At 59.2% G+C, this 14659-nt stretch carries 12 protein-coding genes; 4 read left to right on the top strand and 8 right to left on the bottom strand.

The features are described from left to right. The first annotated feature begins 132 nt into the window (after nt 1–132). A complete protein-coding gene (locus AB5202_RS00570; protein WP_368143389.1) occupies nt 133–2814 on the top strand; it encodes a DEAD/DEAH box helicase in 2682 nt (893 codons plus the stop codon). 79 nt (nt 2815–2893) lie between these two features. On the opposite strand, the gene AB5202_RS00565 is transcribed toward AB5202_RS00570, so the two are convergent. The 6 genes from AB5202_RS00565 to AB5202_RS00540 all read right to left on the bottom strand — a co-directional run bounded on the left by AB5202_RS00565 (nt 2894) and on the right by AB5202_RS00540 (nt 8966). Beyond that, nucleotides 2894–4651, bottom strand: a complete 1758-nt coding sequence (locus AB5202_RS00565) for a DUF2130 domain-containing protein (RefSeq protein ID WP_368143390.1) — start codon at nt 4649–4651, stop codon at nt 2894–2896. A 150-nt stretch (nt 4652–4801) separates the two neighbouring features. Further along, on the bottom strand, nt 4802–5347 hold the full coding sequence (locus AB5202_RS00560; RefSeq protein ID WP_368143391.1) for a metallophosphoesterase: 546 nt from the start codon (nt 5345–5347) through the stop codon (nt 4802–4804). 66 nt (nt 5348–5413) lie between these two features. Beyond that, nucleotides 5414–5590 carry a hypothetical protein gene (locus AB5202_RS00555; protein ID WP_368143392.1) on the bottom strand — a complete coding sequence of 59 codons (177 nt, stop codon included), beginning with the start codon at nt 5588–5590 and terminating at the stop codon, nt 5414–5416. A 17-nt stretch (nt 5591–5607) separates the two neighbouring features. Beyond that, entirely contained in the window at nt 5608–5934 is a 327-nt protein-coding gene (locus tag AB5202_RS00550; protein ID WP_368143393.1) for an HIRAN domain-containing protein, read from the bottom strand. Nucleotides 5935–6357: 423 nt separating this feature from the next. Then, a complete protein-coding gene (locus AB5202_RS00545) occupies nt 6358–7737 on the bottom strand; it encodes an aldehyde dehydrogenase (protein ID WP_368143394.1) in 1380 nt (459 codons plus the stop codon). An 8-nt stretch (nt 7738–7745) separates the two neighbouring features. Continuing rightward, complete coding sequence (locus AB5202_RS00540) at nt 7746–8966, bottom strand: iron-containing alcohol dehydrogenase (RefSeq protein ID WP_368143395.1); 1221 nt, start codon at nt 8964–8966, stop codon at nt 7746–7748. Between the two features lie 256 nt (nt 8967–9222). Here AB5202_RS00540 and AB5202_RS00535 point away from each other — a divergent pair, with 256 nt between their 5' ends. Beyond that, on the top strand, nt 9223–9783 hold the full coding sequence (locus tag AB5202_RS00535; RefSeq protein ID WP_022094328.1) for a ferritin family protein: 561 nt from the start codon (nt 9223–9225) through the stop codon (nt 9781–9783). A 241-nt stretch (nt 9784–10024) separates the two neighbouring features. On the opposite strand, the gene AB5202_RS00530 is transcribed toward AB5202_RS00535, so the two are convergent. Then, nucleotides 10025–10906: a putative endonuclease domain-containing protein gene (locus AB5202_RS00530; protein WP_368147459.1), complete on the bottom strand. Its 882-nt coding sequence runs from the start codon at nt 10904–10906 to the stop codon at nt 10025–10027. Between the two features lie 537 nt (nt 10907–11443). Next, nucleotides 11444–12916: a MocR-like pyridoxine biosynthesis transcription factor PdxR gene (gene pdxR / locus AB5202_RS00525; RefSeq protein ID WP_368143397.1), complete on the bottom strand. Its 1473-nt coding sequence runs from the start codon at nt 12914–12916 to the stop codon at nt 11444–11446. A 112-nt stretch (nt 12917–13028) separates the two neighbouring features. Between pdxR and pdxS the strand changes: the two genes are divergently transcribed. Both pdxS and pdxT read left to right on the top strand, forming a co-directional pair. Beyond that, nucleotides 13029–13919, top strand: coding sequence for a pyridoxal 5'-phosphate synthase lyase subunit PdxS (pdxS, locus tag AB5202_RS00520; protein ID WP_195362033.1), 891 nt, complete (start codon nt 13029–13031; stop codon nt 13917–13919). Nucleotides 13920–13939: 20 nt separating this feature from the next. Then, nucleotides 13940–14527 carry a pyridoxal 5'-phosphate synthase glutaminase subunit PdxT gene (gene pdxT / locus AB5202_RS00515; RefSeq protein ID WP_225093316.1) on the top strand — a complete coding sequence of 196 codons (588 nt, stop codon included), beginning with the start codon at nt 13940–13942 and terminating at the stop codon, nt 14525–14527. Nucleotides 14528–14659 lie beyond the last annotated feature (132 nt).

Here is a 14659-nt window from a genome sequence, read left to right as displayed (position 1 = left end):
TACTCACTTAGCTGGCAACTGCGCCAAACGGCTGGGCAGAACGCCCATTTCCTGCATTTTCTTGCCTGCGAACGCATCGATGCGACGCTACGCCATAATAGTTGGCGGACAATCGCGAGAGAAAGCAACCACATGGCACAGACCACGACAGATACCGCCGCCAGCACCGTCTCCGGCGCCGGCGCCGCCAGCTCATTCTCGGGCGGCACGGGAACCGAAGCCGAGTTCGGCTCGCTCGGCGCGCTCTCCCCCACCTGGTGGGAGCCCGAGGACGGCAGCGAGCCCGAACCATGGCTCACGCCCGATCAAGCCTTCGAACGTTTCTTTGAATGGACGAGCGACCGCGGCATTGAGCTGTGGGATCACCAAGAAGAGGCCCTCATGGACCTGGCAGCCGGCGATCACGTCATTTTGGGCACGCCGACCGGATCGGGCAAGTCGCTCGTCGCGCTGGGCATGCTCTTTATGGGCATGGCACAGGGCAAACGCTGCTACTACACGGCTCCTATCAAGGCTCTGGTCAGCGAGAAGTTTTTCGACCTGGTACAGGTGCTCGGCCGCGATAACGTCGGTATGATCACCGGCGATACGCATATCAACACCAAGGCGCCCGTCATCTGCTGTACGGCCGAAATCCTTGCCAACGATGCACTCCGCGAGGGCGAGGGCGCCGACGTGGGCTGCGTGGCCATGGACGAGTTCCACTACTTTGCCGACCCCGACCGCGGCTGGGCCTGGCAGGTGCCGCTGCTCACCCTGCCCCACACGCAATTCATGCTCATGAGCGCCACGCTCGGCGATGTCACTGCCATCGCCGCCTCACTCGAGGAACACACCGGCGCTACCTGCGACTTGGTCGTCGATGCCCCGCGCCCCGTCCCGCTGAGCTACGACTATGTAACGACCTCGCTCGAGGGCACCGTCGAACTCGCTATGCGCCGCGGCGAGGCCCCGCTCTATATCGTGCACTTTAGCCAGGATGCCGCACTTGCGACGGCACAGTCGCTCGCCAATTTTGGCATCGCCAGCAAGGAGCAGCGCGAGGCTATTAAGGAAGCTGCCAAAGGCACGAGCTTCTCGACGGCCTTCGGCAAGATCCTCAAGCGCCTGCTTGGATGCGGCGTCGGCGTGCATCATGCTGGAATGTTGCCGCGCTATCGCCTGCTGGTCGAGCGCTTGGCGCAGCAGGGCCTGCTGCCCGTCATTTGCGGCACCGATACGCTCGGCGTCGGCATCAACGTGCCCATCCACACCGTGGTCCTCACCGCGCTCACCAAGTTCGACGGCTACAAGATGCGTCGCCTGCGCGCACGCGAGTTCCATCAGATTGCCGGTCGCGCCGGCCGTTCGGGCTTCGATACCGAGGGCATGGTCATCGCCGAAGCCCCGGAGCACGAGATCGAGAACGCCAAGCTCATGGCCAAGGCGGGCGACGACCCCAAGAAGCTCCGCAAGATTAAAAAGAAAAAGGCCCCCGAGGGCTTTGTCACCTGGAACAAACAGACCTTTGAGCGCCTGATCGAAACGCAGCCCGAAACGCTCAAGCCGCGCCTGCGCATCACACACTCCATGGTGATTAGCGTGGTCGAGCAGGGCGGCGATGCCCGCGCCCGCGTGCACGACCTCATCGAGACAAGCCTGCAGACCCCCGAGGAAAAAGCCAAGCTCGAGGTTCGTGCCGACGAGATCTTCGCCACGCTCATCGATTCCGGCGTCGTCGTTCGCACCGAGGTGCCACTCACGCCCGACGCCCCGACTGACGCCGCACCAGACATCGACTATGCACTGACGGTCGACCTGCCCGAGGACTTTGCGCTCGATCAGCCGCTCTCGCCGTTTTTGCTTGCCGCGTTGGAGCTACTCGACCCCGAGAGTGAGACCTATACCATGGACCTCATCTCGATGGTCGAGGCCACGCTCGAGGACCCCAAACAGGTATTGCGCGCACAGGAGCGCGCCGCGCGCGACCGCGCGATGGCCGCAATGAAGGCTGACGGCGTGGAGTACGAGGAGCGCTTGGAGCGCATCCAGGATGTCACCTATGAAAAGCCGCTCGAGGACCTGCTCGACGCCGCCTTTGATAAGTACTGCCAGGAAGTGCCCTGGGCCAACGACTATCAGCTCTCGCCCAAGAGCGTCCTGCGCGACATGCTCGAAAGCGCGAGCGACTTTAAGGGCTATATCCAGAAGCTCGGCATCGCCCGCTCCGAGGGCATCCTGCTGCGCTACCTAGCCGAGGCCTACCGCTCCCTCGATCGCACCGTGCCCATTGAGAAGCGCGACGAGCGTCTGCGCGACATCATCTCGTGGCTGGGCTTTGTGGTGCGCTCGGTCGATTCGAGCCTGGTGGACGAGTGGGAGAACTCCGGCAACCCGGCAGCCCTCGATGCCGCACCGCCGCGGGGCATCGACGAGGTCGTTGCGGACCGCCGAGGCTGTACGCTGCTGGTGCGCAACGCACTCTTCCGCCGCGTGACCCTTGCAGCCCGCGAGCGCGTTCGCGACCTGGGCGAGCTCGACGACGACTGGGGCATGAGCGAGATCCGCTGGCAAAAAGCACTCGACGCTTACCACGAGCAGCACGAGGAAATCCTCACCGACGGAGATGCCCGCAGCGCCGCGATGTTTTCCATCGACGAGTCCGACGAGAAGACCGCGCACGTATGGCACGTGCACCAGATCTTTGCTGACGAGGATGGCGACCACGACTTTGGCATCATGGGCGATGTCGATCTGGACGCCACGCAAGACGGCGGCGAGGTCATCTTCAAGAACTACCGCGTCGGCTTTATTGAGGACCTGCTCGAGGACTAGCCGTACATACTGAAACGAAACGGAGCGGGGCCGCTGGCAACATCGCCAGCGGCCCCGCTTTTGCACTATGCGCTATGCCTTACTCGGCATCCTCAACCTCATACGAATCCGCCTCGGCGGGCTCATCGTTTGTCTCTAGCGCAGCCCCGCGCGCCCCGTCAAACGCCGCCTTCATGGTCTTGTTGCCCCACGTGAGCTTTCGAATGGTGAGCTCATCGGCCTTATTGTGGGCCAGACGCAGATTCTCGGTACTGCGACGCAGGTCGTCCTTGGTCTTCTCGAGCTGCTTAATGGCGGCATCGATCTCCTTGATCGCCGACTCGAACTGCTTGCTCGCCAGGTTGTAGTTGCGCGAGAAGCCGTCCTTGAACTTCTCCATCTTGGCTTCGAAGTTCGTGACGTCGATATTCTGCTGCTTGTACTCCGCCAACTCCTGCTTATAGCGCAGCGAACCCATGGCAGCGTTGCGAAGAAGCGTGATCATGGGAATAAAGAACTGCGGGCGGATCACGTACATCTTCTCATAGCGGTAACTCACGTCGACGATACCCGCGTTATAGAGCTCGCTCTCGGGCTCGAGCAGCGTGCAGAGCACCGCGTACTCACAGCCTTTCTGGCGACGATCGTGATCGAGTTTCTTAAAGAAGTCCTCGTTTTTATGCTTGGTCGCGGTCTCGTCGTTCTCGTTTTTCATCTCGAACATAATCGAAATGACCTCGTTGCCGCTCGCGTCGCACTCGCGGAAGATAAAGTCGCCCTTGGTGCCCTCGGACGCATCGTTATCCTTCTCGAAGTACGCGTTAGGAAACGCCGTCATGCGCAGACGGTTAAACTCAGTCTCGCAGTGCTGCTCGAGCGACTCGCCCACCATCTTGGTGGACAGGCGGACCTTCATGTCCTTAAGGCGCTCAATCTCTTCATCCTTGTAGCGGATCAACTCGTCGCTCACGCGCTTGGCCTGCGCAAGCTCAAGCTCGTGGGCTGCCTTGGCCTGTTCCTCACGCGAATCGCGCACCGCCAGCTCACTCGTCAGCTTGGCACGCGCCTCATCGCGCTCTCGCTCCGCCGCGGCGACCGCCTCTGAAAGGTTCATTTTGGCCGTCAGCTCCTGTTCGCGCAGCTGCGCGCGCAGGCCCTCGGCCTCCTGCTCAGACTGAGCCCTTGCGGCGGAAAACTTCTCCTGTACCTTCACTCGATAGTCAGCAAGCGCGCGCTCGCCCTCGCTGCGAGCGGCATCGAGCTCGCGCTGCGACTCAGCCGCAGCAGCGGCAAGCGCCATCTCCTGGGCCTTGTCCGCCGCGGCAAGCCTGGCCTGCAGCTCGGCAATCTGGGCATCACGTGCAGCTAAATCGTTTTGAGCAGCGTTGCGCGCCGCCGACTCGGCAAGCTTGGCTTCGTCATCTTTGCGTCCCAGCTGCGCACGCAAATTGTCGATCTCGCGCTGAAGCTCGGCATTCTCCTTCTGAGCATCGGCACGGGCCTCAACCGCCGCACGCTGGCTTGCGCTCTCGCGCTCTGCGGCAGCGCCCTCGAGCTTGGCGCGCAGCTCGGCAAGCTCGGCATCGCGTTTGGCAACCTCTTGTGCCAACTGCTGAGCTGCAGCGTTCTTCTGCTCGACAAGCTGAGCATTGCGCTGAGACTCTGCCTTTTGTAAGGCAGCCGTCGAACGCGAGCGCTCAAGTTCCAGCGCCTGCTCGCCCTCGCGCTGGACCGCCTTCACACGCTCATCCAGGTCGCGCGAAAACTCGGCATCGCGCACTTGTTTGACGATATCCGCATAGCCAGAAGCATCGACCTTAAAAACTTCGCCGCAATGCGGGCACTTGATCTCGTTCATAGCAGCTCCTCGATGGACGCAAATTTCAACCGACTACACTCTACCGCGCCGCACGGACAAAAAAGGCGCCGCCGCCATAATGGCAACGGCGCCAGAACCACGACAAAGGTGCCCGCCCCCCTTGTCGCGGTTTGTGCGGTGGTTCGAGAATTACAGTCCAAAGAAGCCGAGGATTTGGTCTCGGCTTACGGGCTTGTAGTCGTTGGCGTCGAGACCGACATCGTAGCGAAAGATAGGGCGCTCGCGATCGCGGTTGCGTGCGTTGGTGCGGTCGCCCCTGCTGTGGATATGTCCATGCAGCATGATGGCGCCGCGCGCCTTGCCATTCCAGCTGAGCATGGGGTAATGGCTCATGACCAGACGATGCCCCTTGGCATAGCCGGGAGCAATCTCCAGGTAATCGCGCACGTCTTCCCAAATCTGCGGTACGTCGGGATCTTCCCAGTCGCCGTCATGGTTACCACGGATGAGCGTCACATTCTTGCATTCGATACGCTCGCGCAGGCGCACCGCCTCTGCCAGGGGCAAACGATAGGTAAAGTCACCCAGGATGTAGAGACGGTCATCCGCAGCCACGCACTCATTGATGGCATCGATGACCTTGCGGTTCATCTCATCGACCGAACCAAACGGCCGGTCCATGTCGTGCAAGATATTCGTATCGCCCAGGTGCAGGTCGGCGGTAAACCACATCATCGTCTCTGTCCTCATTTCGCAACGTGTTCAACTCGTGCTAAGTATACAGACGCAGCGATGCGGCGGTTATCCAAAGAACCCGCCGAACAATCCGCGGCGGCGTTTGTCTTTCTTTTTCGACGCGTCACCCTGAGTTTTCTTGTCCTGTCGCTTCTTACGATCCCGCTCCAACTCATCGTCATCGAGTAGCATATCCCACTCAAACGGATCGTCTGTCAGATCGAACTGGTCGTCATCAAACATGGCCGCCCCCATGCCGACTAGCGAGCATCCACCACATAGAGGCCAACGCGCACCTGGTGCCACGGGCTACGCTCGGGGGCAACCTGCTGCACGCGCGCCTCAAATACGTCCTCGTGGCCGTAATACATCATCAAGGACAGCGGGCCGACCTCGTTTCCCGGAACATAACCGAGCTTGGTGTTGCCGTAGTAGATTGCAACCGCCTCGGAATCATGGGGATTATCGCGCTCGGCACGCAGCGTCAGCTTATCGCCCACTTTAAGATCGCCCAAGACCAAGGCACCGTCGGCATACTGAAATCCCGCGACATGAAACGACAGAAGCACACGTGAAGGCTCGTACATGGCAGCTCCTCTAACGGCCGGATAAACCGGCGCTTAACCGTACTGAGAAGTCTACGAGCCCGTGCGGACACAAATTCATCCTGCCTGCGTCTTTCAATCGCTTGCCGCAACGCTTGCGAGACAGAGCGCTTGCAGATAAGATAGGGGTACGGATGGCACCCGTTGCAGCGGGTCTTGCCAACTCCGATACACGTTTTCATCGTGAGAAGTGGCCGTCTTCGCTTACGCGGGGGCGGCTATTTCATTCGGCCGATAAACAGGCCGAGTTCGATAGCCGCGATTAACAACGCCAGTAACGAAATAACATCGCTTACGTTCATACCAATTCCCTTCTAAAGGGAGTTGGCCCATCCGTACCCCATAGCAGTAGTCTAACGTAAATGACAGGTAATAGGAACACTTGTTCGTATTACCTGCCATTTCCTAATGCACAAACATGCGCACGAATTTGTGCTTCCAGCTTGCGTAGGGCGCATACCGAAACGGCACGTCCAACCAGGTTGCCTTGTTCACGATGCTCTTCTTGTGGCTAAACGTATCGAAGCTCTCGCGGCCATGGTACTGCCCCATACCGCTCGCACCCATGCCGCCAAAGCCCATATGGCTCGTAGCCAGATGCATGATGGTGTCGTTAACACAGCCGCCGCCAAAGGGCACGTAACGCACAAAGCGCTGCTGAACCGCGCGATCCTGGCTAAAGATATACAGGGCCAGCGGCGTCGGACGATCCGTAATAAACGCCTCGGCCTCGTCTAGGCTCTCAAACGTCAGCACCGGCAAGATGGGGCCGAAAATCTCCTCCTGCATCACGGCGTCCTCAGGCGCCACGCCGTCTAGGATCGTCGGCTCAATCTTGAGCGACGACTCGCGCGCCGTTCCTCCCAGCACAACCTTATCGGGGTCGATCAGCCCGCGTACGCGCGCGAAATGCCTGGCGTTGACAATATGACCGTAGTCCTCGTTGTCGAGCGGGTGCTCGCCAAACATGCGACGGATCTCCTCCTTGATGAGGCCCAACAGCTCATCGTGCACGCGCGTATCGACCAGCAGGTAGTCGGGCGCCACGCAGGTCTGCCCCACGTTGAGCCATTTACCAAAGGCGATACGTCGTGCCGCGACCTTCAAGTTTGCCGTCGCATCCACGATGCAGGGACTCTTTCCGCCCAGCTCAAGCGTCACGGGCGTGAGGTTTTTGCTCGCGCGCTCCATGACGAGCTTGCCGACCGGAACACTACCGGTAAAGAAGATCTTGTCCCAGCATTCATCGAGCAACGCTTCGTTCTCGGCACGCCCGCCTTCGACGACCGTCACCAGGCGCGGATCAAATGCTTCCTCGCAAATCTGCCTGAGCACCGCGCTCGAAGCCGGCGCATAGGCACTCGGCTTGATGACCACGGTGTTGCCTGCAGCGAGCGCGCCGGCGAGCGGCTCGAGCGTCAGTAAAAACGGATAGTTCCAGGGCGCCATGATGAGCGTGACGCCATAGGGCACGGCTTGCGTTTTGCACACACTCACGGCGTTGGCAAGGTCACACGGACGCAGGCGCGGACGACTCCATCGAGCCACATGCGCAATCTGATGTCGAATCTCGGAAAGCGACGTGCCGATCTCGCACATATACGCCTCGTTATGTGACTTACCCAGATCGGTCTTGAGCGCATGGGCGATATCGCCCTCGTGCGCACGAACCGCATCGCGCAGGCGCACCAGCGCACGGCGGCGAGTATCGACATCAAACGTAGCATGCGTCTTAAAGTAAGTGCGCTGATCGGCAACGATGCGCGCGATTTCCTCGGTGTTCATGGACCCTCCTAGTTCTCGTCCTCAAACATACCACCTGCAACAACTTCGTACATATGCTCGAGCTCCAGGCGGTCCATTATAAGAGGAACGGGGTACAGGGGATTGGCCTCGGCATCGGCATGGGACGCCATTTGCGGAATATCGGAGCGGCGAATACCCGAGACATATTTGGGGATTCCCAGGGCCTCGTTCATGCGGTCGACCCAATCGATAAAGGCCTCGGCCGCCAGGCTGTCCTGCGCGTTAGCCGGCGCAATGCCCGCCATGCGGGCGAGATCGGCGAGCTTGGGAACAGCAACTTCGCCATAGGCGCGAAGCATATGCGGCAGGATGATGGCGTTGGCCAAGCCGTGCGGAATTCCGTATCGGCCGCCCAGACTGTGCGCGATGGCATGAACATATCCGACATAGGAGCGGGTAAACGCAACGCCCGCCTTATACGCCGCCGAAAGCATATTGCGGCGCGCACGCATGTCGTCGCCATGCTCATAGGCCTCGAGCAAATTGTCGCGGATGAGCTGGACCGCCTGACGCGCCATCTTGCGCGTGTAGGGCGTGGTGCTACGGCCGATAAAGGCCTCGACAGCATGCGTCAGGGCGTCCATGCCCGTCTGCCCCGTAATGGAGGCAGGCAACCCGCGCGTAAACTCGGGGTCGTGCACCGCAAAACGCGGGATGAGCACAAAGTCGTTAATGGGGTATTTATAGTGCGTCTCGTTATCGGTAATTACCGCCGCGAGCGTGACTTCGCTTCCCGTACCGGCGGTAGTGGGAACCGCAATAAGCAGCGGCAGGAGACGGTGGACACGCAACAGGCCGCGCATCTTGTTGATGGGCTTGTTTGGCTGCGCAATGCGCGCCCCCACACCCTTGGCGCAGTCCATGGCTGATCCTCCGCCAAAGCCGATAATGGCCCGGCAGTCGTTCTCGCGATACAGCGCCGCCGCTTCCTCCACATTCGAGACCGTGGGGTTCGCACGCGTTTCGGCATAGACCGTAGTGCCAATCCCCTGAGCCGTAAGCGCACGCTCGAGTGATGCCGTGAGCCCCAAACGTGCAATACCAGGGTCTGTCACGATAAGGACCTTCTGGATCGAGCGCTTTTGAAGCACCGCGGGCACATCCTCTGCATGCTCCAAAATACGCGGCTCGGTATAGGGCAGGATCGGCAATGCAATGCGAAAAACCGTCTGATATGTTCGGCACCAGGCACGACGGGCTAGATGCATAAAGGAAACTCCTTCATTTGTTGATAGGTCAACATTTGCTCGACCGATTGTACTCAGCGGAGATCGCAGACGGTATGCCAATCGTTAATCAATCAACATCTTCATATCTCAAAATTGTTTTATTAAAAATCATTCCTAATAGGCTTCACATTTGGTTGCATTTATGGATAATAGAACTCGTCAAGACGCACGTCCGGAGAGGGCCCTTACGGGACCGGACGAGCGCACAATCGCCATCGATCGAAAGGATCGAATCATGAAGTTTGTTTGCCCCGTTTGCGGTTATGTGGAAGAGTTCGACGGCGACCAGCTGCCCGAGGACTTCAAGTGCCCCCAGTGCGGCGTTCCCGGTTCTCGTTTCCTGAAGCAGGAGGAGGGCCAGCTCGAGTGGGCTGCCGAGCACGTCGTGGGCGTCGCCAAGATGGAGGGCGTCTCCGAGGACATCGTTGCCGACCTGCGCGCCAACTTTGAGGGCGAGTGCTCCGAGGTCGGTATGTACCTGGCCATGGCTCGCGTCGCTCATCGCGAGGGTTACCCCGAGATCGGCCTGTACTGGGAGAAGGCTGCCCACGAGGAGGCCGAGCACGCCGCCAAGTTCGCTGAGCTCCTGGGCGAGGTCGTAACCGACTCCACCAAGAAGAACCTCGAGATGCGCGTTGAGGCCGAGAACGGCGCCACCGCCGGCAAGACCGATCTTGCCAAGCGCGCCAAGGCCGCTGGCCTCGATGCCATCCACGATACCGTGCACGAGATGGCTCGCGACGAGGCTCGCCACGGCAAGGCTTTCGCCGGCCTGCTCAAGCGCTACTTCGGCTAAGCCAGCCGCCTGAGAGATAATCTTTAGCTCGATAAGGCCCGGACCGTATTGGTTCGGGCCTTTTTGTGTCTCGAGGACTCGTTAACGCCCTGAAATAGGACTGCCTTCGGCATCAGTTGCTCGTCAAAAACTAAGTGAGTAGACTTTTTGGAACTTGCCGAGCACACCATCCATATTGCTTTATAAAGCCGCAGCTAAATGACTTGTTGCAAAACGGCCTGGTCGCCAAAGTGCCAAAAGTCTACTCACTTAGAACCGCAGCCGTCCACGATCGAGCAGCTTTGCGTCTAACGGGCATCTTTCCGTCGATTACTCCCAATTTTGTCCAGTCAACGAATAGTTCAGACCGGAGTAATGTCTCAGCCCTTTGCTCATCTGAGCTTTTATCACGATATTCAGCATCGAGCATCCTGCATACGGCCTTAACGACGGCGCGGAATCTATCCTCATCGGATATCTGTCTGTGTGTCAGGAGAAGTACATCGTAGCCCATGGCCTGAAGGGCCGTCATGCGGTCAGCGTCACGCAAACCATCCCCTGCGCGTCCGTGCGAGGCCTTTCCCTGACATTCAATGGCCACCTGTCGCCTGCCGTCCGGCGAAGAAAGAAGTAGGTCGATATATACACGGGACTTTCCCACAATCGCTCGAGCACTTGTGCTTAGCGTCACTTCGACATTGAGCTCTATGCCGCAAAACCCCTCGCCTCCCAGGACTCGCGGCAGTCCAAGCAACAAATACGCCTCGACCTCAAAAGGCGACGCGGCACCCAATGGAACGAGTTGCGATACCGCCATAAATCTATTGCCGTAACGCATCCCGCAAACATCTGAACAAAAACGGTCAAGGTCTCTGCCCAAAACCAAAGCGTCTCGACGCCATAAATTTGAGGCGGTGCCGTCCTCGGACGGGCAGCGCACCCAACCGAACGTTGTCGAAATCGCACCCGAATCAATTGCACGCGTAAGCTCCGCCTCAAGTGCCGCCGGTAGAGCGCACACCGCAAACAAGCCACACATCTCCGCCAATACCAAAAGAAGCTGGAGATCCGTCAGATGCCGCGACATGATGAATGCCGTCAGCAGAGGAGACGTAACCATAAACCCATGCTCCGTTTCCAGCACGGATTCCCTGGGGAGCTCACCAAGGAACAGCCGCTGCCTAATGCTGGCAGGACAAGTCCGCTTGCTTCTCGTACGAACCAATGTATACAGCGGAAAACCGAGCGCGACCGCAGCCGTCGGGTTGCGGGCGAGGTCATATCGCTGCCGGTCTTCTTCCGGCCGTGGAAGCGGCGGACACAAAGCGCGAACCTGAGGAGGCAAACGCCAGTACCTAAAAGCCGATATGTCACAAAGTAGATCTTTCATAGACACAGGAAAACACGAATTTCAACCCAGTCAGTCACGATGCGGCGCGAACGCACCGAAAATGGCGCCGAACGGACCGCCAAGTTTTCAACAGCCCTCCCCAACTGGCCAAAAGCTTGCCAAGAACTGGACGAAGCCCTGTTGAAAACCCCATTTTTTCTCGTGCGGAAGCTTTGCGCGGCAAGTGAGTAGACTTTTTTGAACATCCCGAGCAGGCCGGCCATCCTGCTTTTCAAAACCCCAGGTAGATAACTTGTTACAAAACTGCCTGGTCACCAAAGTTCCAAAAGCCTACTCACTTAGGTTGCAGAGTGCCTCCATGAGCTGCAATTCCAAGGTATTTAGCACTTTTGGACTCAAATCGTCATACTGGACAAGAATTTGACTTGAGTTTTCGGGGGCAGATGCGCCATCGGCGCACCAATAACACTCACTGATATCGACAAAAGGGATACTCGAGCGCGTGAGGGCCTGCGCAAAAGAGCTTCCGTCCGTTCCGCGCTCCGCAACCACGGTGCAGTAAAGGCCCGCGTCCTCATGCTCAATCGAAACCTCCCCTGCCGGAAACGTTTTCCGTACAAGCGCCGCCAGGCCATCACGCGCCTCGCGAGCACGAACGCGCACGCGATTCACATGTCGCTCGTAATCACCCGATTCCAGCAAACGCGCCAAAGCGACCTGGTCAACAGAGCTCACCGACGAAGCGTAAAAACCAAGGTTGCGCCTAAACCGCTCCATTAGCTCATCGGGCAGCACCATGTACGCTAGACGCAACGCAGATGACAGGCTCTTCGAAAACGTGTTGGTGTAGATAACCGACTGGGCGGCATCGATCGACGTGAGCGCGGGAATCGGCTTGCCGGCAAGGCGAAACTCACAATCAAAGTCATCTTCGATGAGATACCGACCTGGTCGCTCTGCGGCCCAGCTCAGCAGCGCATAGCGACGCGCAATGCTCGTCACCAGGCCGGTCGGATACTGATGGGACGGCATCAGGTGAAGGACATCGGTCCCACTTTTCTGCAGAGTACTCAAGTCCACGCCGCCATCATCCAACGGGATATGCCGAACGTTGCAACCCATAGCCTGATAGATGCGCGTCAGGCGCAAATATCCCGGATCCTCAACGGCATACACTTTGTCGGCTCCAAGTAACTGAACCAACATGGTATCGAGCAGCTGGGCGCCCGCACCGATAACGATGTTGTCGGGATCGATATTCATGCCCCTCGTCCCACGCAGATGGTGAGCGATAGCGCGTCGTAGCCGAGCGGTGCCCTGTGCCGGTGCGGGCGAAAAGATCTCGCGCTCGTCTTCGGATGTCAACGTCGCCCGCAGTGCGCTTTGCCAAAGCCGCGCCGCCTCCAAAGCGGAAGGAGAGAGCGGGGCGAATTGCTCGGTCCGTCCGTTGACATCATGCGCGCTGGGGCCCACAGAGACGGTATCTCGGTCGATGCCCCCCGCAGCCAAAGGCAAAACCGGTGCATCCGAAAGCTCGCAAGCGTAGTAGCCACGCCGCGGCTTTGAGCAAATATAGCCCTCGGCAAGTAACTGGCTATATGCATTCTCGATGGTAATGACACTGATTCCCAGATGACTGGCAAAGGCGCGCTTAGACGGCAAATGCTCCCCCGCCGCAATGCGTCCAGCTACGATATCATCTCGAATTTGCTGGTAAACATACTCGTAGAGCGATGCCTCGCCGCGTTTTTCCAAATTGTAGTCAAGCATGAATTTGTCACCTGACCTTATTAAGTCATTCAATCTGATATTAGTCTGACCTTGTTATTATCTCGAAAACTGAGTATTTCGCCATACCCAGCTCCCCGATAGGATGTTCCGTCAAGCAATGCACATGCCAACCAAGGGAGCAACCATGGCAGAACAGACCAGCAAGGCCGATCGCGTCAAACTCAACCGCGAACTCGCGCAGATGCTCAAGGGCGGCGTCATCATGGACGTCACCACGCCCGAGCAGGCGCGCATCGCCGAGGAGGCAGGCGCCTGCGCCGTCATGGCTCTCGAGCGCATCCCGGCCGACATCCGCGCCGCAGGCGGTGTGTCGCGCATGAGCGACCCCAAGATGATCAAGGGCATCCAAGAGGCCGTCTCCATCCCCGTCATGGCCAAGTGCCGCATCGGTCACATCGTCGAGGCGCAGGTCCTTCAAGCCATCGAGATCGACTACATCGATGAATCCGAGGTTCTCTCCCCCGCCGACGATGTCTACCACATCGACAAGACCCAGTTTGACGTCCCGTTTGTCTGCGGTGCCCGCGACCTGGGCGAGGCGCTGCGCCGTGTTGCCGAGGGCGCCACGATGATCCGCACCAAGGGCGAGCCGGGCACGGGCGACGTGGTCCAGGCCGTGCGCCACATGCGCAAGATCCAAAAGCAGATCCGCGACGTTGTTGCCCTGCGCGATGATGAGCTCTTTGAGGCAGCCAAGCAGCTGCAGGTTCCGGTCGAGCTGGTGCGCGAGGTCCATGCCACGGGCAGGCTTCCCGTCGTGAACTTTGCCGCCGGCGGCGTAGCGACCCCCGCCGACGCCGCGCTGATGATGCAGCTGGGCGCCGAAGGCGTCTTTGTGGGCTCGGGCATCTTTAAGAGCGGCGACCCGGCCAAGCGCGCCGCCGCCATCGTCAAGGCCGTGGCCAACTTCACCGACGCCAAGCTCATCGCTGAGCTTTCGGAGGACCTGGGCGAGGCCATGGTGGGCATCAACGCCGACGAAATTGAGATCATCATGGAGGAGCGCGGGCGCTAGTCCAGCAGAAAGGATCGCACATGAGCGATTACGCAGACCAGACGGTCGCCGTGCTGGCGGTCCAAGGTGCTTTTGCCGAGCACGAAGCGAGGCTGTCCGAGCTGGGCGCACACTGTATTGAGCTGAGGCAGGCGGCTGATTTGAAGCAGGACTTTGACCGTCTGGTACTTCCCGGCGGCGAGTCTACCGTTCAAGGGAAGCTGCTTGATGAGTTGGGCATGCTCGAGGAGCTTCGTGCCCGTATCGCTGAAGGCATGCCCGTCCTGGGCACCTGCGCCGGCCTGATTCTACTGGCTCACGACCTTGCAGCCCACGACGATAAGGGGACGCCGCGCCTGGCAACCATGGATGTACTTGTCGAGCGCAATGCCTACGGCAGGCAGCTCGGCAGCTTTCGAACCAAGGGGCAGGTAGCCGGCATCGACGGTGAAGTGCCGCTGACGTTTATCCGCGCGCCCCGCATCGTCGAGGTCCACGGCGACGCCAAGGCCTTAGCGAAAGTCGACGAGCGCATCGTCGCCGCCCGCCAGGGCAACCAGCTCGGCGTAACCTTCCACCCCGAACTCGACGAAGACACCCGCCTCCACGAACTGTTCCTACAAATGTAGGCATCGAAATCAACAAACGAAACGAGAGTGGATAATCTCCCACCTTGAGCATGAATATGGGCTCAAACCGGGAGATTATCCACTCTCGTTCTATGTAGTCGTTGGGGACGTTCTTAAACGACTAGTCAAACA

It is taken from the genome of Collinsella aerofaciens (assembly GCF_040915545.1).
In the GTDB taxonomy this organism is placed as follows: domain Bacteria; phylum Actinomycetota; class Coriobacteriia; order Coriobacteriales; family Coriobacteriaceae; genus Collinsella; species Collinsella aerofaciens_BE.
This window is presented reverse-complemented; position numbering and strand designations above follow the sequence as displayed.